General features: G+C 68.8%; 22 protein-coding genes. 10 read left to right on the top strand and 12 right to left on the bottom strand.

What is annotated here, in order from left to right; genetic code table 11:
* Window positions 1-16 precede the first annotated feature (16 nt).
* The 4 genes from HEP73_RS11695 to HEP73_RS11680 all read right to left on the bottom strand — a co-directional run bounded on the left by HEP73_RS11695 (window position 17) and on the right by HEP73_RS11680 (window position 2,640).
* Window positions 17-691, bottom strand: a complete 675-nt coding sequence (locus HEP73_RS11695) for a flagellar hook capping FlgD N-terminal domain-containing protein (RefSeq protein WP_185820139.1) — start codon at window positions 689-691, stop codon at window positions 17-19.
* A gap of 38 nt (window positions 692-729) precedes the next feature.
* A complete protein-coding gene (gene flgC, locus HEP73_RS11690) occupies window positions 730-1,137 on the bottom strand; it encodes a flagellar basal body rod protein FlgC (protein WP_145708233.1) in 408 nt (135 codons plus the stop codon).
* A 2-nt stretch (window positions 1,138-1,139) separates the two neighbouring features.
* Window positions 1,140-1,544, bottom strand: coding sequence for a flagellar basal body rod protein FlgB (gene flgB, locus HEP73_RS11685; RefSeq protein WP_185812890.1), 405 nt, complete (start codon window positions 1,542-1,544; stop codon window positions 1,140-1,142).
* 151 nt (window positions 1,545-1,695) lie between these two features.
* A complete protein-coding gene (locus tag HEP73_RS11680; protein ID WP_185812889.1) occupies window positions 1,696-2,640 on the bottom strand; it encodes a chemotaxis protein in 945 nt (314 codons plus the stop codon).
* A 117-nt stretch (window positions 2,641-2,757) separates the two neighbouring features.
* Here HEP73_RS11680 and flgA point away from each other — a divergent pair, with 117 nt between their 5' ends.
* From flgA to HEP73_RS11660, 4 genes are all read left to right on the top strand, one after another.
* Window positions 2,758-3,402 carry a flagellar basal body P-ring formation chaperone FlgA gene (gene flgA / locus HEP73_RS11675; RefSeq protein WP_185820138.1) on the top strand — a complete coding sequence of 215 codons (645 nt, stop codon included), beginning with the start codon at window positions 2,758-2,760 and terminating at the stop codon, window positions 3,400-3,402.
* 65 nt (window positions 3,403-3,467) lie between these two features.
* Complete coding sequence (flgM, locus tag HEP73_RS11670) at window positions 3,468-3,785, top strand: flagellar biosynthesis anti-sigma factor FlgM (RefSeq protein WP_185812887.1); 318 nt, start codon at window positions 3,468-3,470, stop codon at window positions 3,783-3,785.
* A complete protein-coding gene (locus tag HEP73_RS11665) occupies window positions 3,782-4,126 on the top strand; it encodes a flagellar protein FlgN (protein ID WP_185812886.1) in 345 nt (114 codons plus the stop codon). Before flgM ends, HEP73_RS11665 begins: the two co-directional genes overlap by 4 nt.
* A gap of 98 nt (window positions 4,127-4,224) precedes the next feature.
* A complete protein-coding gene (locus tag HEP73_RS11660) occupies window positions 4,225-5,454 on the top strand; it encodes an ATP-binding protein (protein ID WP_185820137.1) in 1,230 nt (409 codons plus the stop codon).
* 137 nt (window positions 5,455-5,591) lie between these two features.
* On the opposite strand, the gene HEP73_RS11655 is transcribed toward HEP73_RS11660, so the two are convergent.
* Window positions 5,592-7,316 carry an EAL domain-containing protein gene (locus tag HEP73_RS11655; protein WP_185812884.1) on the bottom strand — a complete coding sequence of 575 codons (1,725 nt, stop codon included), beginning with the start codon at window positions 7,314-7,316 and terminating at the stop codon, window positions 5,592-5,594.
* 4 nt (window positions 7,317-7,320) lie between these two features.
* Window positions 7,321-9,420 (bottom strand): PAS domain-containing sensor histidine kinase, encoded by a 2,100-nt coding sequence (locus HEP73_RS11650; protein ID WP_255423475.1) that lies wholly within the window; start codon window positions 9,418-9,420, stop codon window positions 7,321-7,323.
* Between the two features lie 172 nt (window positions 9,421-9,592).
* Here HEP73_RS11650 and HEP73_RS11645 point away from each other — a divergent pair, with 172 nt between their 5' ends.
* The 4 genes from HEP73_RS11645 to HEP73_RS11630 all read left to right on the top strand — a co-directional run bounded on the left by HEP73_RS11645 (window position 9,593) and on the right by HEP73_RS11630 (window position 16,194).
* Window positions 9,593-12,382 (top strand): sensor domain-containing protein, encoded by a 2,790-nt coding sequence (locus HEP73_RS11645; protein ID WP_185820135.1) that lies wholly within the window; start codon window positions 9,593-9,595, stop codon window positions 12,380-12,382.
* Window positions 12,383-12,770: 388 nt separating this feature from the next.
* The gene (locus tag HEP73_RS11640; RefSeq protein WP_185820134.1) at window positions 12,771-13,019 is read left to right on the top strand and encodes a hypothetical protein; all 249 of its coding nucleotides are present in this window, start codon (window positions 12,771-12,773) and stop codon (window positions 13,017-13,019) included.
* An 81-nt stretch (window positions 13,020-13,100) separates the two neighbouring features.
* Window positions 13,101-14,855 (top strand): ABC transporter permease, encoded by a 1,755-nt coding sequence (locus HEP73_RS11635; RefSeq protein WP_185820133.1) that lies wholly within the window; start codon window positions 13,101-13,103, stop codon window positions 14,853-14,855.
* A 19-nt stretch (window positions 14,856-14,874) separates the two neighbouring features.
* Window positions 14,875-16,194, top strand: coding sequence for an ABC transporter ATP-binding protein (locus HEP73_RS11630; RefSeq protein WP_185812880.1), 1,320 nt, complete (start codon window positions 14,875-14,877; stop codon window positions 16,192-16,194).
* Between the two features lie 190 nt (window positions 16,195-16,384).
* Here HEP73_RS11630 and HEP73_RS11625 read toward each other — a convergent pair whose 3' ends face one another.
* The 6 genes from HEP73_RS11625 to HEP73_RS11600 all read right to left on the bottom strand — a co-directional run bounded on the left by HEP73_RS11625 (window position 16,385) and on the right by HEP73_RS11600 (window position 20,875).
* Window positions 16,385-16,702, bottom strand: coding sequence for a hypothetical protein (locus HEP73_RS11625; protein WP_185820132.1), 318 nt, complete (start codon window positions 16,700-16,702; stop codon window positions 16,385-16,387).
* A 128-nt stretch (window positions 16,703-16,830) separates the two neighbouring features.
* Window positions 16,831-18,021: a methyl-accepting chemotaxis protein gene (locus HEP73_RS11620; protein ID WP_185812878.1), complete on the bottom strand. Its 1,191-nt coding sequence runs from the start codon at window positions 18,019-18,021 to the stop codon at window positions 16,831-16,833.
* A gap of 148 nt (window positions 18,022-18,169) precedes the next feature.
* On the bottom strand, window positions 18,170-18,784 hold the full coding sequence (gene hflD, locus HEP73_RS11615) for a high frequency lysogenization protein HflD (protein ID WP_185820131.1): 615 nt from the start codon (window positions 18,782-18,784) through the stop codon (window positions 18,170-18,172).
* On the bottom strand, window positions 18,781-19,920 hold the full coding sequence (gene mnmA, locus HEP73_RS11610) for a tRNA 2-thiouridine(34) synthase MnmA (protein WP_185820130.1): 1,140 nt from the start codon (window positions 19,918-19,920) through the stop codon (window positions 18,781-18,783). Before mnmA ends, hflD begins: the two co-directional genes overlap by 4 nt.
* Window positions 19,917-20,375, bottom strand: a complete 459-nt coding sequence (locus HEP73_RS11605; RefSeq protein ID WP_185820129.1) for an NUDIX hydrolase — start codon at window positions 20,373-20,375, stop codon at window positions 19,917-19,919. The genes mnmA and HEP73_RS11605 overlap by 4 nt, the downstream gene beginning before the upstream one ends.
* Window positions 20,375-20,875, bottom strand: a complete 501-nt coding sequence (locus tag HEP73_RS11600) for a hypothetical protein (protein WP_185820128.1) — start codon at window positions 20,873-20,875, stop codon at window positions 20,375-20,377. Before HEP73_RS11600 ends, HEP73_RS11605 begins: the two co-directional genes overlap by 1 nt.
* Window positions 20,876-20,950: 75 nt before the next feature.
* On the opposite strand from HEP73_RS11600, the gene clpS reads away from it, so the two are divergent.
* Together clpS and clpA are read left to right on the top strand one after the other, a co-directional pair.
* Entirely contained in the window at window positions 20,951-21,271 is a 321-nt protein-coding gene (gene clpS, locus HEP73_RS11595; protein WP_046979857.1) for an ATP-dependent Clp protease adapter ClpS, read from the top strand.
* A gap of 123 nt (window positions 21,272-21,394) precedes the next feature.
* Complete coding sequence (clpA, locus tag HEP73_RS11590) at window positions 21,395-23,677, top strand: ATP-dependent Clp protease ATP-binding subunit ClpA (protein ID WP_185816424.1); 2,283 nt, start codon at window positions 21,395-21,397, stop codon at window positions 23,675-23,677.
* The last annotated feature ends 116 nt before the right edge of the window (window positions 23,678-23,793 follow it).

Raw genomic sequence — 23,793 nt, 5'->3', positions numbered from 1 at the left:
CTGTGGATTGGCCGGCTCAGCTGACGCGGAGCACGTTGGCGAGCGGGGCGGTGCCCAGCCCGGTCAGGTCGAGGTAGATGCCGTCCGAGCCGATGGTGGCGCTCTCGACCGGGGCCTGGACGTAGGTGGACAGCGCGGTGTTGGTGCCCTTGCTGTCGGTATGCGTGGCGGTGACGCCGTAGGCGCCGGCCGGCATGCGCTCGCCGGCGGTGTTGGTGCCATCCCAACTGAAATTGACTTCGCCGGCCTTGCTGGCGCTGACGCTGATCTGCTTGACCGCGTTGCCGTTGGCGTCGGTGACGGTGAGGTTGACGATGCCGGCGCCGGGCGCGGCGATCACCCCGGTGGCGCCGCCTTCGCTGCCCAGCGGCATCGTCGCCGACGGCACCAGCACCTTGTGCCCGACCAGCTGCGCGCCGCGCAGGATCTGGTCGGTGCTCATCGAACTGGACAGCGCGGTCACGGTCTTGTTGAGGTCGCCGATGCCCTGCACGGTGGACAGCTGCGCCATCTGCGAGACCATCTGGCTGTTGTCCATCGGCTTGAGCGGGTCCTGGTGCTGCAATTGCTCGGTCATCAACTTCAGGAAGTCGGCCTGGTTCAGCGACGAGGACTTGTTGTCGGTGGTCTTGCTGGTGCTGGAGCCGGTCAATCCAAGGCTGGAATAGATATCGCTGGAAACGGTGCTCATCGGTACGTCCTAGGCCGTTAGGCGGCGGGAGGGAGGGCTCAGCGGCCCATGGACAAGGTGGCCAACGCCAGTTCCTTGGCGGTGTTGAGGACTTCCACGCCTGCCTGGTAATTGCGCGAGGCGGAGATCAGGTTGACCATCTGCGATACCGGGTCCACGTCCGGCGAGTAGATGTAGCCGTCGGCGTCGGCGAGCGGATGGCCGGGCTCGTAGCGCTTGATCGGCGGATCCTTGCTCTGGGTGATTTCCTTGACGTTGACCGCGGTCAGGCTGCTGTCGTGCGGGTTGCGCACCGCCTGGAAGATCGGCTCGATCGGCTTGTAGGCCGCTTCGGCCGACCCGGCCACCGAATCGGCGTTGGCCAGGTTGCTGGCGATGGTGCTCAGGCGCACCGACTGCGCTTGCAGCGCGGAGCCGGCGACGTCGAAAATCGGCAGATTGCTCATGCTTATTGGCCTGTGATCGCGGTGAGCATGCTGCGCACCTTGGATTCGACGAAGCTCAGCGAGGCGCGGTATTCCAGCGCGGCGCGGCCGTAGGCGGCGCGTTCGGTGTCCGCATCGACGGTATTGCCGTCGAGGCTGGGCTGGTTGGCCTCGCGGGTGACCTGGAACGGATTGAGCCCGTTGCCGGTGCCGCCGACCGCGATGTGGCGGCCGTCGGTGACCTGCATCTGGCTGCCGTCGCGCTGGCCCTGCGCGGCGCGCATCGCCGCGTCGAAATCCAGGTCCTGCGCCTTGTAGCCGGGCGTGTCGACATTGCTGAGGTTGCTGGCGATCAGCTTCATCCGTTGCTCGCGCAGCGGCAGGGCGTCGCCGTGGACACCTAGGTAGGATGAAATCAGATTGGGCATGGCGCGCTCCCGCGGTTCGTTGCAGGAGTACAGGCAAGGTCTGTGCCAGAACCGGGATGCGCGCGCCGTGCGGCGCGGGGGAACGGCCTTCGCCATCGCGGCGGAAGGCGTGCTGCTGGGTGCCCGGCGTCGCGCCGGGCACCGCGGAACGCTAGGCGGCCTGGGCCTCGGCGACCACCCGCAGCCGCGCCAGCACGTAGTCGGCCAGTTCGTGCGGGCTGTACTTGGCGACGAAGGCGTTGGCGCCGACGCGCTCGACCATGGCGTTGTTGAACACCCCCGACAGCGAGGTGTGCAGCAGCACGTACAGGCCGGCCAGGCCGGGGTGGCGCCGGATTTCCGTCGTCAGCGTATAGCCGTCCATCGCCGGCATCTCGATGTCGGAGATCACCATGGCGTAGCGCTCGGCCGGATTCTCGCCGCCCGCATGGATCTGCAAGAGATGGTCCAGGGCCTGGCGGCCGTCGGACAGCAGGGTGGCGCCGACCCCGAGCTGGTCGAGCACGCTGCGGATCTGCTGCCGCGCCACGCGCGAGTCGTCCACCACCAGCACCTGCAACTGCGAGCCGGTGAGCGCCAGCGCCGGGTCGATCAGCGCCTCGGTGCGGTTCTGGGCGATGTCGGCCAGCACGCTTTCCACGTCGATGACCTGGATCAGTTCGCCCTGGAAGCGGGTCACCGCGGTCAGGTAGCTGGATTCGGCACCCAGTTCCGGCGGTGGATGGATGTCCTCCACCGCGATGTTGACGATGCGCTCCACGCCGCTGACCAGGAAGCCCTGCACCGAGCGGTTGAACTCGGTGACCACCAGGTAGCCGGGCGCCTTGTCGGCCTGCGTCTCGCGTTCCGGATGGCCGATCGCCAGGCCCAGATCGAGCACCGGCACCGAACGGCCGCGCACATCGGCTACCCCGGAGAATTGCAGTGGCAGCCCCGGCACCTGGAACAGCTCCGGCCGGCGCAGCACTTCCTGCACCTTGAAGACGTTCACGCCAAAAAGCTGACGGCCGCCCAGCCTGAACAGCAGCAGGGCAAGCCGATTGTGGCCCGCCAAGCGGGTGCGCTGGTCGATTCGGTTGAGCAGGTCATGAGACATGGGGTTCATATCGGCGCCTTCGCGGCGGAACTTGAGGCCGGGCTGTCGGCGCGCGGGGGGCGAATTGCGGCACGGGCTTTGCATGGGACTGGCGACACCTTCATTAGAGAGATGGCCATGCGCCTGATCCTGTTAGTGGTCCTGCTGGCGGCGATGCCGGCCTGGGCCGCGGAATTCCAACCGGTGGAGTCGATCCGCGCCGCGGCGCTGTCCACCCTTGGCGCCGATGCCGAAGCCGAGGCGACCCTGGACCCGTCGGTGCGCGTGCCGCTGTGTCCGGTGTCGCTGCAGGCGCAGCCGACCGGGACCACGACGGTGGAAGTGAGTTGCCCGCGCGAGGCCGGCTGGCGCCTGTTCGTGCCGGTCAAGGTGCGGCGCCTGCAGAACGTGCTGGTGCTGGGCCGCGGCCTGGCCGCTGGAGAAACCGTCGGTGCCGCCGATATGGTCGTCGAGAAGCGCGACGCGGCGCGGATCGTCGGTGCGGCAATGACCGATCCGGCCGCGGCGATCGGCAGGGTGGTGCGGCGGACCCTGCCGGCAGGCACCTTGCTGTCGGCCAGCGATCTGGTCGCGCAGCGGCTGGTGCGGCGCGGCGACAATGTGGCGCTGGTGGCGCGCAACGGCGCGCTGGAAGTGCGGATGGCGGGCCGCGCGCTCAGCGACGGCGGCGAGAACGAGCGGGTGACCGTCGAAAACCTGTCGTCTCGCCGCGTCGTTCAGGGAACCGTGTCACAAAATGGCGACGTTTTTGTGACGCGTTGAGATCTGGCCTAAAGTTCGTCGGTGTAGGGCCGTTACCTACACCGAACCCGTAGCAGGATGTCGTCATGAGCCAGAAAATTGAAGGGAATTCGCCGACCCAGGCCACCCTTCGTACTTCGACCGTCAACACCAAGGCCGCCTCCGGCGCGTCCGAGGACGGCAAGACGAGTGCGGTGGGCGCCACGGCCGCAACCGATAGCCTGCGCCTGACCGGCGAAGCGTCCGGGCTGCAAAGCCTGCAGCGCGAGCTGGCGGCGGCGCCGGCAGTGGACAGCAACCGCGTCGAGTCGGTGCGCAACGCGTTGCAGAGCGGCAGCTACAAGATCAACCCCGACGCGATCGCCAGCCGCATGCTGGAGATGGATCAGCAGCTCAGCGCATGAACACGACCGTGACCAACCCCTTGCAGCAGCTCAGCGACGCGCTCGCCGGCGAACGGCAGGCGTTGTTGGATCACAACGTGGAAGGCCTGATGCAGGCGACCAGCGACAAGCTGGCCGCACTGCGGGCGCTGGAAGCCAACGTGCCGGCCGGTGCCGAGGCTGAGTCGTTGCTGCGCCAGCTGGCCGACGCCAACCGCGCCAACGGCGCGTTGTTGTCGCGGCGGCGGCGCGAGGTCAACTGGGCGCTGCGGCACCTGGGACGCAGCGAGAGCGCCTCGTCCTACGATGCCAAAGGCCAGTCCAGCACATTGCGGATGAGCCGCCCGCTGGCGATCGCCTGAGACGCCGATCGCGGCACCGCCGGCCATGTGCCGGCATCTGCGCACCTGGCGATGGCATCGGCGTATATTGAGCGTCCGCTCGTTACCCGTTGCCTTTCGTGAATTTTGCCGATCCCGATTACACCGACACGGTGCCGTTGCCTTCGCGCAAGAGCCTGCTCGCGCTGAGCGAGCTGATCGACGAAGGTCTGGTGCTGTTCCGCGCCGACGGCCGTCTGCTGCTGGCCAACAGTGCCGCCCGCGGCCACCTGTGCAATGCCGAAGTCTTCGACGACTGCGCCCTGGGCGAACGCCTGGCGCAGTGGCTGCCCAGCGATGCGCTGTCGCAGGCGCGCAGCAACGGTCGCTGGAGCGGCAGCCTGCCGACCGAAGAACACGTGGTGCTGGCGCATCTGTATTTCCATGCCGACGGCGACGATGGCCACTTTCTGGTGCTGATCCAGGGCATCGAAGGCCAGCAGGACTACGAACAGGAACTGCAGCAGCGCCACGCCGAGTTGCGCCAGGCCTATCTGCGCCTCAACGGCGCGCAGGAAAAGCTGCTGCAATCGGAGAAGATGGCCTCGATCGGCCAGCTCGCCGCCGGCGTCGCGCACGAGATCAACAACCCGATCGGCTACGTGCATTCCAACCTGGGCAGCCTGCAGGAATACCTGCGCAGCCTGTTCACTCTGATCGAAGCCTACGAGCGCGCCCTGCGCGCGCCGGATCCGAAGGCGCTGATCCCGGAAATCGACGACATCCGCAACCGTTTCGACATCGACTTCATCAGCCGCGACCTGCCGCAGCTGATGGCCGAGTCGCGCGAAGGCATCGAGCGGGTGACGCGGATCGTGCGCGACCTCAAGGATTTCTCGTACTCCGGCCGCGAGGAATCGTGGAAGCTGGTGGACCTGCATTCCGGGCTCGAGTCCACGATCAACATCATCTGGAACGAGCTTAAGTACAAGGTCACCCTGGACCGCCACTACGGCAACCTGCCGCTGGTCGAGTGCCTGCCGTCCGAGCTCAATCAGGTGTACATGAACCTGCTGCTCAACGCCGGCCAGGCGATCGGCGAGCGCGGCACCATCGTGGTCAGCACCGGCCAGGACGGCGAGGAGGTCTGGATCGAGTTCAAGGACTCCGGCGCCGGCATTCCGGCGGACCTGCTGCAGCGCATCTTCGACCCGTTCTTCACCACCAAGCCGGTCGGCAGCGGCACCGGCCTGGGCCTGTCGATCTCCTACGGCATCATCAACAAGCACCACGGCCGCATCGACGTGACCAGCACCGTCGGCGAGGGCTCCAGCTTCCGGATCGTGATTCCTGTTAGGCAGCCTAAGTAGGAGCCGGGATTCGGGATTTGGGATTGGGGATTCGCAAGAGCGGTTTTGCGCTTGCTTTTCCAGTCCTTGCGTGTCGAGGAAAAGCCGGAATCGCTGCTTTTGCCAATCCCCAATCCCGAATGCCGAATCCCGGCCCGTCAGGGCCCAGCATCCCGCCGCTGTTCGTCATGCGTGCGGAACGCCTGGCGGATGTGTTCGCGCAGTTCGTCGTCGTTCCAGGGCTTGGTCAGGAAGCGGTAGATCGCGCCGCGGTTGATCGCGTCGGTGACGGTGGCCAGGTCGGTGTAGCCGGATAGCACCAGGCGGATGGTGTCGGGGTAGAGCATCTTCACCCGGCCCAGGAACTCGGTGCCGCTCATGTCGGACATGCGCTGGTCGGACAGGATCACCTGCACGTCGTTGGTGGCGAGCAGGTCGAAGGCGTCGCGCACGTTGCCGGCGGCCAGGATCCGGTAGCCGTCGCGGCGGAACAGGCGCACCAGCGAACGCAGCACGTTCTCCTCGTCGTCGAGCAGCAGCAGGGTGCGGTCCGGGCGGGTCTCGGTGAACGACTCCGGGCGCAGGTAGCGGCGCCGCAGCGCCATGCCCGCGGCCTCGGCCGACATCGGTTCGCCAAACAGGTAGCCCTGGAAGATGTCGCAGTCGTTGCGGCGCAGGAAGCCCAGCTGCGCCTGCGATTCGACGCCGTTGGCGATCACCACCATGCCCAGCTGGTGGCCCATGGCGATGATGGCGCGGGCGATCGCCGCCTCGCGGTTGCCGGCCGGCGCGCTCTTGATGAAGCTGCGGTCGATCTTCAGCTTGTCCACCGGATAGCGCACCAGCGCGCTGAGGCTGGAATCGCCGGTGCCGAAGTTGTCCAGGCTCAGGCTGATGCCCTCGCGGCACAGGTTGGCCAGGGTCTCGTGGACGAAGTTGACGTTGTTGGTCAGCGCGCTTTCGTTGATCTCCAGCACCATCATCTGCGGCGGCACGCCGGCGGCCTGCAGCGCCGACATCACTTCGTTGAAGAAGGTCGGGCGCAGCAGCTGCAGGGTGGAGACGTTGACCGCGATGGTGAAGTCGTCGAAGCCCTGGTCGCGCCACAGCCGCGCCTGGCGCAGCGCGCCCTCCATCACCCAGGTGCCGATCTGCACGATCACGCCCAGCCGTTCGGCGGTGCGCATGAACCGTTCCGGCACCAGGATGCCCAGCGTCGGCGACTGCCAGCGCAACAGCGATTCCATGCCGACCACGCGGCCGTCGCGGGCGCTGACCATCGGCTGGTAGCGCAGGCGCAGCTCGCCGTTGGGGATCGCATCGACGATCTGCCGCGAGATGATGCTCTCGCTGTGCGCGCTGGGCGGGCCGTCGGCCGCGTACAGGCGCACCATGTTGCCGCCTTCGCGTGCGGCCTGGTAGACCGCGTCCTCGGCGTAGTCGAGCAGCGTGGACAGCCGCGTGGAGTGTTCCGGGCACAGGCTCACGCCGATCTTGCCGGTCATGAACAAGGTGTACGGCAGCACCGACAGCGGCAGTTCGATCTGCTGCCGGATCTCTTCGGCGAAGGCCTCCGGCGGCGGCACGTCGGCGGTACGCGGCACCGCCATGACCAGTTCGTCGCTGCCGTGGCGCCACAGCAGACCGCGCCCGCGCAGGTGCGCCTGCAGCCGATGCGCCAGCAGCGCCAGCGCGTGGTCGCCCACTTCCGCGCTCATGTTCTCGTTGATCGAGGCGAAGTGGTCGATGTCGATGTGCAGCAGCATCACCCCCGGCCCGCCGGCCAGCGACTCGGCGATCATGCCGGTCAGCGCGGGGTGGCCTGCGCCCAGGCGCGACGGAAGTTCGTCGTCTGGCGGCACGGGGACAGCGGGATTCCACATCGTTTCAGGGTCCAGGTGGGTGCGTCGGCGTCGCCGCCGTCGTATAGGGCAGGCACAGCGTCACCCGCGTGCCGGCACCGGGCGCGGTGTCGATCTGCAGGGTACCGCCTGCGCTCTGCGCGCGCTCGCGCATCACGATCAGGCCCAGTCCGCGCGGTCCGGCCGGATCGAAGCCGTCGCCGTCGTCGACCACCTCCAGGCGCAGTCGCCGGTGCTGCTCGTCGCTCAGCGCCATGCGCACTTCGCCGGCGCAGGCGTGGCGCAGCACGTTGGTCAGGCTTTCCTGGGCGATGCGGAAGCAGGCCTGCTCGACCTCGCCGCTGGGCCGCGCGGGCAGGGTGGCGATCTCCAGCTGCAGGCGCACCGGCGAGGCGCGGAACAGCATGCCGGCCTGCCAGCGCAGCGCCGCCTCCAGGCCGAGCGCGTCCAGTTGCGGCGGGCGCAGCAGGGTGGACAGGTTGCGCAGCTTGGTGATGCTGCTGTCGGCCAGCTGCACGATCTCGTTGAGGTCTTCGCGGCGGCGCTCGGCATCGGCTTCGTCCAGCGCCGCGTGCGCGGACAGCTTCATCGCGGTGATCGCCTGGCCGATGTCGTCGTGCAGGTCGCGCGAGATCGCGCGGCGCTCGTCCTCCTGCAGCGAGAACAGCCGCCGCGCCATCGCCTGCAGCTCGCGGTTGCTCAGCGCCAGCGCGTCGCGCATGCGCTCGGGCTCGCTGAGGTCGCGCACGATCAGCAGCTTGCAGTCGCGGCCGCTGTAGCGCACCTTGCCGAACGACAGCCCGGCGTGGAACAGCGAACCGTCGCGCCGGCGCATGCGCGCGGCGGCGCCGCGCTCGCCCTTGTCGCCGGCATCGCGCATCTGCTCGCGCACCTGCTGCAGGTCGCTGGGGTAGACCAGGCCCTGCAGCGGTTCGCCGAGCAGGTTCTCGCCCTCGTAGCCGAACTGCCCGGCGCAGGCGGCGTTGGCGTACAGCACGTGCTCCTGGTGCAGGATCGCCACCCCGTCGGGCAGCACCCGTACCAGTTCACGGAACTGCTCCTCGCGCTCGTGCAGCAGGCGCCGCGAGCGTTCGTGCTCGGTCACGTCCTGCAGGGTGCCGCGCACGCAGGCCGCGCCATCGTCGTCGCTGGCCGATTCGGCGCGCAGGTGCAGCATGCGCGCCTGGCCGTCGGCGGCCAGCACCGGCAGTAGCATGTCCAGTTGCACCGGCGCGGCGCCGCACAGGTCCTCGAGCATGCGCTGGATGCGCGCCTGCGACGCCAGGTCGGCGGGGATCAGCAATTCCTCCAGGCGATGCTGGCGCGGCGCCTCCGGCGCGCGCCGGCCGAGCATCTGGTAGACCTGGTCGGAATAGCGGCCCAGGCCGCTGCCCGGGTCCAGTTGCCAGGAGCCGAGGCGGGCGATCGCCTGCGCTTCCTCCAGCCGCAGCAGCGCCTGATCGCGGCGCTGCTGCGCCTCGTGCTCGGCGCTGCGGTCGCTGATCACCACCAGCCGCGCGCCGCGGCCGCGGTAGTCCAGGCCGGTGCTGCGCGCCTCGACCATGCGCTGGCTGCCGTCGCGCAGGCGCAGCGGCTCGGCCACCACGCAGACCTTGGAGGGGGCGTCGCGGATCGCCTGGATCACCTCGCTCATGCGCTCGGCGGCGTCGGCCGGCCATAGCCGGCCCAGTTCCAGGCCGACGAAGCTGTCGTGCGGCCAGCCGAAAAAGGCGATCGCCGCCGGATTGACGTCCACCACCCGCAGCGTTTCCGGATCGTAGACCAGCATCGGGCTGGGATTGGCCTGGAACATCTGCCGGTAGCCGGCCTCGGACAGCGCCAGCTGCGCATGCACCTGAACGGCGCCGCGCACCAGCGGGCGCAGCAGGCAGTACAGGGCGATGGCGGTCAACAGCAGGAACACGGCGTCGTTGACCAGTTGCAGCACGGCCAGGGTGTGCGTGTCGTTCACGAACCGGACCAGCAGCAGGTCGCTGCCCAGCGACCAGATCAGGCCGATCAGCAGGTACAGCAGTGCGGTCCGCCAGATTCCCCGGTCCAGCCGCTGCGCCAGACGCATGCCCGCGGACGGGGAGGTCGGGGAGAGATCGCGTTGTGGTTGCATGCCCCGACAGCCCGATGCGGCGGTATTCGTCCACCGCCATCTTACCGGCAAGCGGCCATTGCGGCCCAGCGCGCCCGGCGCCACCGCCGGCCCGGCGCTCAATTAATGCCGCCGGGTGCCGTTATCTCCTTCGTCCGCCAGCACCAGCGCGGCAGAAACGGAGCACCTCGGCGTGGATCAAGGCGTCATCGCAAGCTTGCTGCAGCATCCGCTCACCTCGGCCGTGGTCCTGTTGGACGCCGAAGGGCGGCCGCTGGCCGCGAACCGGGCCGCGCAGGCGCTGGAGCTGCCGCGCACGGTGGAGGCCTATGCCGAGCTGATGCGCGACGTGCGCGAGCGCCTGCTCAACGGCGAGAGCATGCTCGCCTGCGCGCTGCCCGGCACCGCCGGGCGGCGCCTGGACGGGTGGCTGCGCGCGGTGCGCGACGACGCCGGCGCGCTGTTGGCCTATACCCTGAGCGTGCCCGAGCCGGTCGGCAGCGACGGCGCCACGCGCTGGGAAATCGCCCTGGACAGCGCCGAACACGGCCTGTGGGACTGGGACATCCCCAGCGACCGGATCTTCCGTTCCGAGCGTTGGAAGCAGATGCTCGGCTACGAGGGCGACGCGCCGGACTACGGACTCAACACGCTGCTGCCGTTGGTGCACAACGACGACCAGGCGCGCCTGCGCGAGGCGATCCGCGCCCATTTCGAAGGCCGCAGCGCGACCTACGTGTGCGAATTCAGGCTGCGCCAGCAGGACGGCCAGTGGCGCTGGATCCTGGACCGCGGCCGCATCGTCGCCCGCACCGCCGACGGCAGCCCGCTGCGCATGGTCGGCACGCATACCGACATCCACGAACAGAAGCTGCTCGAGCAGCGCCTGCGCGACCAGCAAACCCTGCTGCGCGAGGCGCAGCGCATGACCCGCATGGGCAGTTGGTCGTGGGATCCGCTGCAGAACCGGATCTGGTGGTCGCGCGAGTTCCTGCGCGTCACCGGCCTGACCGAGGAGCAGGTGCCGAGCAGCCGCGGCTGGCTGCGCCTGCTCAGCCGCGAGTCGGCGGCGCAGGTGATCTCCACCTGGCGGCGCATGCAGCGCGACGGCAAGCAGGCCAATTTCGAGGTCGAGCTGGTGCGCGGCAGCGAGGCGCCGCTGCACCTGCGGGTGTGGGCGCAGCCGCAGCTGGAAGCGGACGGCCGCGTGCAGCGCGTGCTCGGCCAGGTGCAGAACATCACCGAGCAGCGCCAGACCGACGCGCTGATCCGCTGGCGCACCGAACTGCTCAACCGCGTCTCCGCGCTGGGCAAGATCGGCGGCTGCGAGATCGAGGTCGGCACCCGGCGCATGCAATGGACCGAGGAGTGCTACCGCATCCACGGCCTGCGCAAGGAAAACATCGACCTGGACCAGGCGCTGGCGCTGTACACCCTGGATTCGCGCGACGCGTTCGAAACGGCGCTGGCGCGGATCGCCCACGGCGGCCTGCCCGAGCAGCTGGACCTGTGCTTCCATCGGCCCTCCGGGCACCGTGTATGGGTGCAGGTGCTGATCGAACTGGACGACCGCGACGGCCTGCCGCCGCGCTTCGTGGTGCTGTTCCGCGACATCAGCCGCGAACGCGAGGCCAGCGAGCGGATCGAACTGCTGGCCCACTACGACCTGCTGACCGGGCTGCCGAACCGGCAACTGCTGCGCGAGCAGGCGGAAGCGGCGATGCACGACGCGGTGGAGCGCGGCAGCACCCTGGCGATGCTGTTCGTCGACCTGGACGGGTTCAAGAGCATCAACGATTCCTTCGGGCATGCCACCGGCGATGCGTTGCTGAAACTGGCGGCCACGCGCATGCACCAGCAACTGCGCACCAGCGACCTGTTCGGGCGCTTCAGCGGCGACGAGTTCCTGGTGGTGCTGCGCGACCTGGCCGAGCCGGGCGACGCCGGCCATGTGGCGCGCAAGCTGATCGCGGCGCTGGCCGAGCCGCTGCACAATGGCGAGAACGTAATCAAGATCGGCGCCAGCATCGGCATCGCCTTGATGGAAGACGGGCGCCAGGACTTCGACAGCCTGCTGCGCGCCGCCGATGCGGCGATGTACGCGGCCAAGGAATCGGGCCGCAACACCTGCCACTACTACAGCCAGGACGTGCTGCTGCGCGCGCAGCGGCGCCTGGAGATCGAGCATGCGCTGCACGGTGCGCTGGACCGCGAGGAGTTCTCGCTGGTGTACCAGCCGTTGGTGCACGCGGCCGGCGAACGCGCGCCGGCGGTCGAGGCGCTGTTGCGCTGGCACCGCCCCGGTCACGGCCATTGCAATCCGGCCGAGTTCATTCCCATCGCCGAGGAATGCGGCGAGATCGTGCGCCTGGGCGACTGGGTGATCAACGAGGCCTGCCGTCAGGCCGCGGCCTGGGATGCGGCGGGGCTGAGCTTCGACCGCGTGTCGGTCAACGTCTCGGCGATGCAGCTGCGCGACCGCGGCTTCGCCGAGCGGGTGATCGAACTGTGCCAGCGCAACGGCTGGTCGCCCAAGCGGCTGGAACTGGAACTGACCGAATCGGCGCTGATCCGCGACACCGAATCGCTGCGCCGCTGCTTCGAACTGTTCGAGCAGGAAGGCGTGCTGCTGGCGGTGGACGACTTCGGCACCGGCTTCTCCAACCTACATTACCTCAACCGCTTCCCGGTGCAGCGGCTGAAGATCGACCGCAGCTTCGTGCAGGACATGTTGATCGACAGCGGTACCGCCAAGGTCACCCAGGCGATCGTGCAACTCGGCCATGCGCTGGGCATGCAGGTGGTGGCCGAGGGCGTGGAGACGGCGCAGGAAGAGGCGCTGCTGCGCGAGCAAGGCTGCGACGAGATCCAGGGCTATCTGCACTCGCGGCCGCTGCCGCCGCGCGAGCTGGCGGCCTGGCTGCGCGCGCGCCAGGCCGAGACGCCGGCGACGCTGCCGCGGCTGGTGCTTGCTGGTCAGTGAACGCGCGTTGCCGGCGCCCGCCGGACGCGGTTGCGGCACCGCGGTTGCTGGCTATACTTCGCGGCCATCGTTCCCGGCCAGAGGCCACTTCCTTGGACAGTCATCCTAGACCGACGCTGCAGCTGTCGAGCTGACAGGACCGCCAAGGTCTGGGTTCGTCCCAGATGGGTCCCGTCCGCTCAGGACGGGATCGTTCGCCAGCGCTGCACCGGCACTGGCAAGACACTCCCGCAGCACGCAAGCCCGATCCGCGAGGACCCCGAGCGTGGCCCCTGGCGTTTCCGCATTCCGGAGCCGCCCATGCATCTGTCGTCGTCGTTGTCGCCATGCGCCGCGTAAGCGCTACCAGTTGTGCGTGTGCGTGCCGAAACCGGTCCGTGGTCGGCGCATGCTGCCGCCGCTGCTCGATCCGCACTGCACGCCAGCGTGCGGCGTCTGTGCGCCTGCCGGTCTCACCGGCGGCAACCCGATCTTGCTGGGCACGTGCCGTCGCGAACGCGCCACGGCCCTGGCCGACGCCGGCGCGCCTGCCGCGATCGACGCCGCGACCGGCATCGGGCCGATGGCCTCTCGGCGCACCACGAACGCGGCAAAGCAGCGGCTGACGCCTGGCTTGCATATTCGCCCGCCACACTGAGCGGTCGTCCCGCGCCTGTTTCCCTCACTCCTCCCAACCCGTGCGCCGCCGCTGGCGTCGCAGTCCTGCTGGAACCTTCCCATGGTGCTATTCCCCCGCGACCGCAACGCGCCCGGCACTGTCGCCGCACGCACCGGCGTGCTGCCCAATTTCCACGATCTGGCGGTGTTCGCGCTGCTGCTGGCGCTGGGCGTGCTGCTGTTGCACGGCGCCGCCGACATGCGCGCGCCGCTGCCGCCGCCGGGCACCGAAGCGGTCTCGCTGGATCTGCGCCAGCTGCCCGAATACGGCCTGCGCACCACCTTGCGCATGTTCGCGGCGATGGCCGCCTCGCTGGCGTTCACCTTCGTCGTGGCGACCCTGGCGGCCAAGAGCCGCCGCGCCGAGCGGCTGATCGTGCCGGCGCTGGACATCCTGCAGTCGGTGCCGGTGCTGGGCTTTCTGACCTTCACCGTGACCTTCTTCCTGGGCCTGTTCCCCGGCCGCCAGATCGGCGCCGAGCTGGCCTCGATCTTCGCCATCTTCACCAGCCAGGCCTGGAACATGGCGTACTCGTTCTACCAGTCGCTGCGCAACGTGCCGCGCGACCTGGACGAGGTCACGCGCGGTTTCGGCCTGTCGTCGTGGCAGCGCTTCTGGCGGCTGGAAGCGCCGTATGCGACGCCGGCGCTGATTTGGAACATGATGATGTCGATGTCCGGCGGCTGGTTCTTCGTGGTCGCCTCCGAGGCGATCACGGTCGGCGACCACACCCTGGAACTGCCCGGCATCGGCTCCTACCTGGCGTTGGCGATCGCGCAGCGCAACTTCGCCGCGGTCGGCTGGGCGGTGCTGGCGATGGGCGTGCTGATCGTGCTGTACGACCAGTTGCTGTTCCGTCCCATCGTCGCCTGGTCGGACAAGTTCCGCGCCGAACTCACCGCCTCGCAGGACAAGCCGCAATCGTGGCTGTACGACCTGTTGCGGCGCACGCGCCTGGCCAAGCGCCTGGTCGCGCCGCTGGCCTGGGTCTGGCAGCGCACCTTGCTGCTGCGCTGGGCACCGCGGCGCCCGCGTCCGGCGGCGGCTGCCGTGCACGACGCCGGCGGCAACGTCTGGGGCGACCGGCTATGGAGCGCGGCGCTGGCCATCGCCGGTCTGGCTGCGGCCTGGTTCGCGTTCGATTACGGCCGCCAGCACCTTGGCCTGCACGACCTGGCCGAAGCGTTCGGCGGCGGCCTGGCCACGCTGCTGCGGGTGGTGGTGCTGATCGCGCTGGCCAGCGTGGTGTGGGTGCCGATCGGGGTGTGGATCGGACTGCGCCCGAAGGTGGCGCAGCGGGTGCAGCCGCTGGCGCAGTTCCTGGCCGCGTTTCCGGCCAACGTGCTGTTCCCGTTCGCGGTGCTGGCGATCGTCGCCACCGGCGCCAACCCGAACATCTGGCTGTCGCCGCTGATGATCCTGGGTACGCAGTGGTACATCCTGTTCAACGTGATCGCCGGCGCCAGCGCGTTTCCGACCGACCTGCGCGAGGCGGCCACGGTCTACCAGCTGCGCTCGTGGACTTGGTGGCGGCGGGTGATCCTGCCGGGCATCTTCCCGTACTACATCACCGGCGCGCTGACCGCTTCCGGCGGCTCGTGGAACGCCAGCATCGTCGCCGAACTCGCCAGCTGGGGCGACACCCGGGTGCAGGCCTACGGGCTGGGTTCCTACATCGCCCGCGCCACCGCCGCCGGCGATGGCGCGCGGGTGCTGCTCGGGGTGGCGGTGATGTCGCTGTTCGTGACCGCCTTCAACCGCGCGGTGTGGCGGCGCCTGTACGCCTTCGCCGAACGCCGCCTGCGCTTCGATTGACCACTTGGAGATTCCGACCATGACCTTTTCCGCAAGCGCGCCCGAGCGCGCCCCGCTGGTCCGCGTGCACGGCGTGCGCAAGAGCTACGACAAGGGCGGGGCGACGCCGCTGGTGGTGCTGGACGATGTCGACCTGACCCTGCATTCGGGGCAGATCGTCGGCCTGCTCGGACGCTCCGGCTCCGGCAAGTCCACGCTGTTGCGCGCCATCGCCGGGCTGCTGCAGCCCAGCGCCGGCAGCATCGTGTTCCGCGACGCCACCCCGACCCAGGCGATCGACGATATCGCGATGGTGTTCCAGAGCTTCGCGCTGTTCCCGTGGCTGACCGTGCTGCAGAACGTGGAGGTCGGCCTGGAGGCACGCGGCGTGGCGGCCGACGAACGCCGCCGGCGGGCGCTGGCGGCGATCGACCTGATCGGCCTGGACGGCTACGAGGGCGCCTATCCGAAGGAGCTGTCCGGCGGCATGCGCCAGCGCGTGGGCCTGGCCCGTGCGCTGGTGGTGCGGCCCAAGCTGCTGCTGATGGACGAGCCGTTCTCGGCGCTGGACGTGCTGACCGCCGAGACCCTGCGCACCGACCTGCTCGACCTGTGGTCGGAAGGGCGCATGCCGATCGAGTCGATCCTGATGGTCACCCACAACATCGAGGAAGCGGTGCTGATGTGCGACCGCATCGTGATCTTCGGGGCCAATCCGGGCCGGGTAATCGGGGAGATCCAGGTCACCCTGCCGCAGCCGCGCAACCGCCTGGCACCGGCGTTTCGCGCCTTGGTCGACGACATCTACGCACGCATGACCGCCAGCCCGCAGCGGCCGCAGGCGCGCGAAGGCGTGTTCCCCGGCAGCGGCATCGCCATGGTGCTGCCGCGGGTGTCGAGCAACCTGCTGGCTGGCCTGGTCGAGGCGGTGGCGGCCGAGCCGTACCACGGCCGTGCCGACCTGCCGCCGCTGGCGGCAAGTCTGCAACTGGAAGTGGACGAACTGTTCCCGATCGCCGAAACCCTGCAGTTGCTGCGCTTCGCGGTGTTCGAGCAGGGCGACCTGCAGCTGACCCCGGCCGGGCAGCGCTTTGCAGAACTAGGCACCGACGCGCGCAAGCAGATGTTCGCCCAGCACCTGGCCACCTACGTGCCGCTGGCCGCGCACATCCGCCGCGTGCTCGACGAACGCCCGACCCACCATGCGCCGGCGCGGCGTTTCCGCGACGAACTGGAAGACCACATGTCCGAGGACTATGCGGCCGAAACCGTGCAGGCGGTGATCAGTTGGGCGCGCTACGCCGAGTACTTCGCCTACGACAAGCAGGCGGACCTGTTCTCGCTGGAGAATCCCAGCTGACTTCGTCGATGCGCAAGGCGACAGCGCCCATGTAGGAGCGGCTTCAGCCGCGACAGCATCTATCGGTAACGCCTGTCGCGGCTGAAGCCGCTCCTACAGGGTTTTGCGCGCCCAGACAGATGCCGAACAAGCCAGGTGCAGCGATGTCGCGATGCGGTCGCAGCACACTGTCGCAACCGCGCAGATTACTTCAGTCGTTGTCGGCGAGCGCCGCGTAGCCAGGCAGCGGTTGCGGCGTGCCGGCCGCGGCGATGGCGGCCCCGCTCAGGCCCATGTCCCAGGCCAGTCCGGCCCAGATCAGGTCGGCAATGCTATCGCTCTGCGCCGCCGGGCCACGCCCGCCGAGCATCTGCCGCAGTTCGGCCTGCGCCAGCATTTCCAGCTGTCGCAGCGCGCTGCCCGGCTGCCGCCGCGCCACGACGGGCGTGGCGATGGCGGCCACGCCGGGTGCCGGGTGCGCGTGAGCGGGCAGGGCGCCGTGCTCGGCGCTCAGGTCGTCGCAGGACATGGCCTCGACTCGGGACTGGGACTGGAAAGGCATCGGCTCGAACGGTCGGAGGAGGGCAGACACGACAAGCCCCGGACAGGGCCGGGGACTGGTCGTTTCATCGTAGGACGGGGTGCACGCGGTGTCGGTCAGAACAACTCGACGGTGCCGGCGCCCATGCTCTGCTGCGCCACCGCCTTGTGCGGCGGACGCTCCCACTCCACGCGCATCTCGCGCAGGCGGGTGCCGACCCGCTGCAGGGCCTCGACCAGTTCGTTGTCGAACACGCCGCCGTTGCGATGCAGCAGTTCCTGCAGGCCCACGGCCTCGCGGTTGATCGCGGTCAGGCGGTCCAGGTGGGTGTGTACGCCACCCAGGGCCTGGGTCGCGATGTCCTCGAACTGCAGGGAACGCACCGCTTCGGCGACGCTGCTGTCGATGGCGCGGCCGCACTCGGAAATCTCGCGCATGCCTTCGCCCAGCGAATTGTTGATCGCCGCCACGTTGTCCAGCATCGACGCGGCTTCGGCGCGCGCCTCGCGGGAACGGTCCATGTCGCGCGAGGCCATGTGCGAAACCGTCTCGCGGACCTTGGCGATGGCGTCCTTGGAGCTGTGCGCCAGCTTGCGGATCTGCTCGTTGAAGGTGGTCGAGCGCTCGGACAGGTTGCGCACCTCGTCGGCGACCACCGCGAAGCCGCGGCCCGCCTCGCCGGCACGCGCCGCTTCGATCGCCGCGTTCAGCGCCAGCAGATTGGTCTGGTCGGCGATCGACTTGACGTCCTCCAGCAGGGCGAAGATGCCGTCCAGGTGCTGCGACATGTCGTCGATGTAATGCACCGTGGCGCTGCTCTGGCCGCTGACCTGTTCCAGCGCCTCGACCAATTGCTCCATGCGGTGGCTGGCATGCTGGGCGAAGCGGGCCACGTCGACCCCGGCACCGCCGTCGTCGCCGGCGCGGTCCACGATCCGCGCAAGCGCCACGCTCTGCTGCCGTGACTTGCGGTTCATCGCCTCGAAGCTGCCGCCCAGGCCGCTGACCGCCTGACGGATCAGTTCGCGGGCCCGTTCGATTTCGCTGCGCGAGCCCTCGATCTCGTTGCCGACGAAGTTGCGCAACTCCGACAGCAGCTGATCCTGCTCGCGCATGATCTTGGACTGCTCCGGCGAGCGCCGGCTCTGGCTGTAGGCTGTCCAGGCGGCGAAGCCCAGCCAACTCAACGTCATCGTGGTGAGGATGGCCCAACGGACCGGGGCCGGCCAATCGAAACCGGCGGCGATGGGGAACAGCAGCGTCAGGGCGAGCGGGGCGGCCAGACGGATTAGGAGGCGTGAGTACATGGACGTTCTCGGCAGATTCACAATTGCTGTATCGGCCGTACCCCCTCGGTCTTTAGCCGCCAAGTGGAGCGGATCGTGTCGGCGCGGCAAAAAAACGTGCGCTGCATCGAGCCCCTGCCGGCAGCGCCAGCGCCCCGCCAGCCAACGCTCAGCCCAGCGCGCGGTCCACCGCGTCGATCATGCGCCGCTTGGCCAGCAGGAAATCCCACAGGCTGCCGCCCATCTGCCGCCACAGCACCGCCGAGCGCACCGCGGCCAGCAACAGCGCGCGGATCTCCGCCACCACCCCGGCCTGGCCCAGGTAATGCGGATTGCCCTGCACCATCACCCGCGGGCGCAGGTGACTAATGGTGTCGGCGTACAGCTGGCCGAGCGCACCGATCACCTCCGGATGCGCGCTGTCGGCGTGTTCGCCCAGCATCGGCGCGATCCGGGCGATGCCGGCGGTGACCTTGGCGCTGGTCTCGGTGTCGCGCACGAAGCGCCGTTCCAGCTGCAGCACCGCCAGCGCCAGCCGCGGCAGCGCCTCGTCCTGGCCCTGGTTGCGGAAATAGTTGTGCAGCAGGCGCAGCCCGGGCGCGACGTCGCCGACCCGGCCATAGACCGCCTCCGGCGTGTCGGCGTCGGTGCGGAACACGCTGTCCAGCAGGGTCCGCACCAGCGACGCCTCGGACTGCCCGGTCTCGGCGATGCGCCGCACCTGCTGCAGGGCCTGGGCGACGCCGGCCAGCGCCAGCACGCGCGCGTCCATGGAATCGGTCATCGGGTGGTTTCCTCATGTAGATCGGTGCGCTGCGCCAGACGGCGTTGCAGCGGGGCATCGGTGGTGGCGATCACGGCGCCGCCCAGGCACTCGTCGCCCTGGTACAGCACCAGCGACTGGCCGGGGGTCACGGCGCGCTGCGGGCGGGCGAAGCGCGCCGCCAGGGTGCCGTCGTCGGCCACCTCGACCGTGCACGGCTCGTCGGCCTGGCGGTAACGGGTCTGCGCGGTGCAGTCGAAGCGCCGCGCCGGCGCCGACCCGGCGATCCAGTGCGCGGCTTCGGACTGCAGCTGCGTGGACATCAGATGCGGGCTGTCGCGGTCCTGGTCCACATACAGCACGTTGCGCGCCACGTCCTTGCCGACCACGTACCAGGGCGCCGCGGCGCGGCCGCGCACGCCGCCGATGTTCAGGCCCTCGCGCTGGCCCAGGGTGAAATAGAACACCCCCGGATGCTCGGCCACGACCTGTTCCTGCGGGTCGCGGATTTCGCCGCGCCAGGCCGGCAGATAGCGGCCGAGGAATTCGCGGAAGTCGCGCTCGCCGATGAAGCAGATGCCGGTGGAGTCCTTCTTCGCGTGGGTCGGCAGACCGGCCTCGCGGGCGATGCGCCGCACCTGGTCCTTGGGCAGCTCGCCGACCGGGAACAGGGTCGCGGCCAACTGCGCCTGGCCGAGCTGGTGCAGGAAATAGCTCTGGTCCTTGTTGCGGTCCACCCCGCGCAGCAGCCGCCAGCGGCCGTCGGCGAAGGCCACCCGGGCGTAGTGGCCGGTGGCGATGCGTTCGGCGCCGAGTTCGCGCGCCGCGTCCAGGAAATGCTTGAACTTGACCTCGCGGTTGCACAGCACGTCCGGGTTGGGCGTGCGCCCGGCGGCGTATTCGGCCAGGAAGTGGGCGAACACGCCTTGCCAGTATTCCTGCGAGAAATCGCGGAAATGGAACGGCATCCCGAGCAGGCCGCATACCGCCACCGCGTCGCGGCGGTCGTCCTCGGCGCGGCAGTCTCCGCTGCCGTCGTCGGCCCAGTTCTGCATGAACAGGCCGGCCACGTCGGCGCCTTGCTGCACCAGTTGCCAGGCCGCCACCGACGAATCGACCCCGCCGGAGACGCCGACCATGATCCGCGCGCCGTTCATGCCAGTTGCCGCACCAGATCCAGCGGATAGCGCTTGCCGGCGAGGAAATCGGCGGCCACCTGCCACACCAGCGGGCTGCGCCAGCGCGGCGCGGCGGCCTCCAGCTCGGCCGGGGTCATCCACAGGGCGCGCACGATGCCGTCGTCCAGCGGCCGCTGCGGGTCGTGCGCGACCGGCTCGGCGGCGAAGGCGAAGCGCAGGTAGTGGCGGCCGTTGTCGGCCTTCCACTGGTAGGCGCCGATGAACGCGGTCAGCCGCACCTGCCAGCCGGTTTCCTCCAGCGTCTCGCGCAGCGCCGCCTGCAGCAGGCTCTCGTCCGGCTCCAGGTGCCCGGCCGGCTGGTTCAGCACCAGCGCACCGGCGATGGATTCCTCCACCTGCAGCAGACGGCCATCGCGCACCACCACCGTGGCCACGGTCACATCGGGCTGCCAGGGGCCGGGAGCCAGCGCCATCAGAACGCGTCCTTGCCGGCGTTGAGTTCGGCATCCATCGCATCGGCGCCGCGCGCCGCCGCTTCCAGCGCCTCGCGCAAGGCGGTGTCGTCGGCATCGGCGGCCACCTTGACCACAAACACCGCGGTGCCGCCCTGGCGCACCCAGCCGCCGAGGATGTCGGCCTGCGCGTCTTCCAGCAGGCGGTTGGCGATCGCGCTGGGCAGGGTGTCGCCCTTGGCCTGGTAGGCCGGCGACCAGATCTCGCGGATCCGGTAGCTGCCGAAGCTTTCCACCGGCGAGCGCACATAGATCAGCTGCTGGCGCTCGCGGCCCTGTTCGCGCAGCCCGAACAGCAACTGGTAGTCGCCGTCGGCATCGGCCTGGACGTCGTAGCCCATCGCCTTCAGCCGCTTGCCCAGCGCCTGGTCCGGCGCGGCGGCGGCTGGCAGCGAGGCCACCAGGAGCGCGGCGAGCAGGGCGGCCGTGCGGAAATTCGTCGAATGCATGCGTTGCGCCATCAAAGAAGGGGAATTGTGCGGGCAGGATCGGCGATCGTCCAATCCGGGCCGACAGCGGCCGTATATAATCGGCGCATGCCTCGCAAGAATTCTTCAGACCACGACCACGGCGTAATGGTGGAGACCGGCAAGCCCGAAGTCGCCCGCCCGCCGATGTACCAAGTGCTGTTGCTGAACGACGACTACACCCCGATGGACTTCGTGGTGACCGTGTTGCAGCAGTTTTTCTCGCTGGACCTGGAGAAGGCCACGCAGGTGATGCTGCACGTGCATACCCGCGGCCGCGGCGTCTGCGGCGTGTACACCCGCGAAGTGGCTGAATCCAAGGTAGCTCAGGTGAACGAGTTTTCGCGGATGAACCAGCATCCCCTGTTGTGCACGATGGAAAAAGCCTGATATTGGTAAGCGTCGGTCACCGGTTTGCCCGGACTAACGCGGTCTGAACACACTGATCCGATAGGGTTGTGGAAATTCGCAACTCCAGCCGCATATTGTTGGCAACAGACGTCGGAGTGAACCATGTTCAGCAAAGATCTCGAGCAAACCATCGGCCAGTGCTACAAGCGCGCCCGGGAAGCCCGCCATGAGTTCATGACGGTCGAACACCTGTTGTTGGCATTGCTCGACAACCCTTCGGCGCAGGCGGTGCTGAAAGCCTGCGGCGCCGATACCGAGCGCCTGCGCGGCGAACTGGAGCAGGCCATCGAGGCCTCGGTGTCGCGCCTGGCCGAAGACGACGGCCGCGACACGCAACCCACGCTGGGCTTTCAGCGGGTGCTGCAGCGCGCGGTCTACCACGTGCAGTCCTCGGGCAAGAAGGAAGTCACCGGCGCCAACGTGCTGGTCGCGATCTTCGGCGAAAAGGACTCGCATGCGGTGTATTTCCTGAATCAGCAGGACATCACCCGGCTCGACATCGTCAACTACTTGTCGCACGGCATCGCCAAGCTCGGCGAGGAGGGCGAAAGCCCGGCGCCATCCGATGGCGAAGCCAAGGGCGAGGCGGGCGAGGGCGAGGCCAAGGGCGACGCGCTGGCCGAATACGCCAGCAACCTGAACGAACAGGCGCGCAACGGCCGCATCGACCCGCTGGTCGGCCGTGCCGACGAGATCGAGCGCACCATCCAGGTGTTGTGCCGCCGGCGCAAGAACAACCCGCTGTACGTGGGCGAGGCCGGTGTCGGCAAGACCGCGATCGCCGAGGGCCTGGCCAAGCGCATCGTCGAGGGCAGCGTGCCCGAGGTGCTGGCCGACGCGGTCATCTATTCGCTGGACCTGGGCGCGCTGGTCGCCGGCACCAAGTACCGCGGCGACTTCGAAAAGCGCCTGAAGGGCGTGCTGACCTCGCTGAAGAAGGTGCCCAACGCGGTGCTGTTCATCGACGAGATCCACACCATCATCGGCGCCGGCTCGGCGTCGGGCGGCACCATGGACGCCTCCAACCTGATCAAGCCGGCGTTGGCGTCGGGCGATCTGCGTTGCATCGGCTCGACCACGTTCCAAGAATACCGCGGCATCTTCGAGAAGGACCGTGCGTTGGCGCGGCGCTTCCAGAAGATCGACATCGTCGAGCCGACCGTGGGCGAGACCTTCGAGATCCTGCAGGGCCTGAAGCCCAAGTACGAGGCGCACCACGGCGTGACCTACGCCGACGACGCGCTGCAGGCGGCGGTGGACCTGTCGGTGAAGCACATCGGCGACCGCCTGCTGCCGGACAAGGCGATCGACGTGATGGACGAGGCCGGCGCGCGCCAGCGGCTGCTGCCGCAGGGCGTGCGCAAGGAGCTGATCGACATCGAGGAGATCGAGACCATCGTCGCCAAGATGGCGCGGATCCCGGCCAAGCAGGTCAGCGCCACCGACAAGGACGTGCTGCAGCACCTGGAGCGCAACCTGAAGATGGTGATCTTCGGCCAGGACCCGGCGATCGAGACGCTGGCCTCGTCGATCAAGCTGGCGCGGTCGGGCCTGGCCAATCCGGAAAAGCCGATCGGCAACTTCCTGTTCGCCGGTCCCACCGGCGTCGGCAAGACCGAGGTGACCAAGCAGCTGGCGCTGCAGCTGGGCATCGAGCTGGTGCGCTTCGACATGTCCGAGTATATGGAGCCGCATTCGATCAGCCGCCTGATCGGTGCGCCCCCGGGCTATGTCGGTTTCGACCAGGGCGGCCTGCTGACCGAGAAGATCGTCAAGACCCCGCACTGCGTGCTGCTGCTGGACGAGGTGGAGAAGGCGCATCCGGACATCTTCAACATCCTGTTGCAGGTCATGGACCGCGGCGTGCTGACCGACACCAACGGGCGCGAGGCCAACTTCAAGAACGTGATCCTGGTGATGACCACCAATGCCGGTGCCACCCAGGCCTCGCGGCGCTCGATCGGCTTCACCAAGCAGGACCATTCCACCGACGCGATGGAGAGCATCCGCCGCAGCTTCACCCCGGAATTCCGCAACCGCCTGGACGCGGTGGTGCAGTTCCAGCCGCTGGCGTTCAGCCACATCCTGCGCGTGGTCGACAAGTTCATCATCGAACTGGAGATGCTGCTGCAGGAGAAGCACGTGTCGCTGTCGGCCACCCCGACCGCGCGCGACTGGCTGGCCCAGCACGGCTTCGACCCGTTGATGGGCGCGCGGCCGATGGCGCGGGTGATCCAGGACAAGGTCAAGCGCCCGCTGGCGGACGAGCTGCTGTTCGGCAAGCTGGTCGGCGGCGGCCGCGTCACCATCGACGTGCGCGACGGCGAGCTGGTGGTGGATGCCCAGGCCGAGCCGGAGCGCCTGCTGCCGGCGACCGTCGAGTGATGGTGCGCTAGAAACGCCAGGCACGACAAAAGGCGGCTGCAGCACCTGCAGTCGCCTTGCGATGTCACCGATTCAGACGAGAAGGCGGCCGATGGCCGCCTTTCTCATGACCGCTG

This window comes from Xanthomonas sp. GW (assembly GCF_014236815.1).
GTDB lineage: Bacteria > Pseudomonadota > Gammaproteobacteria > Xanthomonadales > Xanthomonadaceae > Xanthomonas_A.
This window is presented reverse-complemented; position numbering and strand designations above follow the sequence as displayed.

What these genes read in the sequence shown, in the direction of transcription:
- HEP73_RS11620 (WP_185812878.1), bottom strand. Translation starts at nt 18,021, where the DNA reads ATGTACTCACGCCTCCTAATCCGTCTGGCCGCCCCGCTCGCCCTGACG.
- flgA (WP_185820138.1), top strand. Translation starts at nt 2,758, where the DNA reads ATGCGCCTGATCCTGTTAGTGGTCCTGCTGGCGGCGATGCCGGCCTGG.
- HEP73_RS11635 (WP_185820133.1), top strand. Translation starts at nt 13,101, where the DNA reads ATGGTGCTATTCCCCCGCGACCGCAACGCGCCCGGCACTGTCGCCGCA.
- HEP73_RS11695 (WP_185820139.1), bottom strand. Translation starts at nt 691, where the DNA reads ATGAGCACCGTTTCCAGCGATATCTATTCCAGCCTTGGATTGACCGGC.
- HEP73_RS11625 (WP_185820132.1), bottom strand. Translation starts at nt 16,702, where the DNA reads ATGTCCTGCGACGACCTGAGCGCCGAGCACGGCGCCCTGCCCGCTCAC.
- flgB (WP_185812890.1), bottom strand. Translation starts at nt 1,544, where the DNA reads ATGCCCAATCTGATTTCATCCTACCTAGGTGTCCACGGCGACGCCCTG.
- clpS (WP_046979857.1), top strand. Translation starts at nt 20,951, where the DNA reads ATGCCTCGCAAGAATTCTTCAGACCACGACCACGGCGTAATGGTGGAG.
- HEP73_RS11630 (WP_185812880.1), top strand. Translation starts at nt 14,875, where the DNA reads ATGACCTTTTCCGCAAGCGCGCCCGAGCGCGCCCCGCTGGTCCGCGTG.
- HEP73_RS11640 (WP_185820134.1), top strand. Translation starts at nt 12,771, where the DNA reads ATGCTGCCGCCGCTGCTCGATCCGCACTGCACGCCAGCGTGCGGCGTC.
- HEP73_RS11650 (WP_255423475.1), bottom strand. Translation starts at nt 9,420, where the DNA reads ATGCAACCACAACGCGATCTCTCCCCGACCTCCCCGTCCGCGGGCATG.
- flgM (WP_185812887.1), top strand. Translation starts at nt 3,468, where the DNA reads ATGAGCCAGAAAATTGAAGGGAATTCGCCGACCCAGGCCACCCTTCGT.
- HEP73_RS11665 (WP_185812886.1), top strand. Translation starts at nt 3,782, where the DNA reads ATGAACACGACCGTGACCAACCCCTTGCAGCAGCTCAGCGACGCGCTC.
- clpA (WP_185816424.1), top strand. Translation starts at nt 21,395, where the DNA reads ATGTTCAGCAAAGATCTCGAGCAAACCATCGGCCAGTGCTACAAGCGC.
- hflD (WP_185820131.1), bottom strand. Translation starts at nt 18,784, where the DNA reads ATGACCGATTCCATGGACGCGCGCGTGCTGGCGCTGGCCGGCGTCGCC.
- flgC (WP_145708233.1), bottom strand. Translation starts at nt 1,137, where the DNA reads ATGAGCAATCTGCCGATTTTCGACGTCGCCGGCTCCGCGCTGCAAGCG.
- HEP73_RS11680 (WP_185812889.1), bottom strand. Translation starts at nt 2,640, where the DNA reads ATGTCTCATGACCTGCTCAACCGAATCGACCAGCGCACCCGCTTGGCG.
- mnmA (WP_185820130.1), bottom strand. Translation starts at nt 19,920, where the DNA reads ATGAACGGCGCGCGGATCATGGTCGGCGTCTCCGGCGGGGTCGATTCG.
- HEP73_RS11600 (WP_185820128.1), bottom strand. Translation starts at nt 20,875, where the DNA reads ATGGCGCAACGCATGCATTCGACGAATTTCCGCACGGCCGCCCTGCTC.
- HEP73_RS11605 (WP_185820129.1), bottom strand. Translation starts at nt 20,375, where the DNA reads ATGGCGCTGGCTCCCGGCCCCTGGCAGCCCGATGTGACCGTGGCCACG.
- HEP73_RS11655 (WP_185812884.1), bottom strand. Translation starts at nt 7,316, where the DNA reads ATGTGGAATCCCGCTGTCCCCGTGCCGCCAGACGACGAACTTCCGTCG.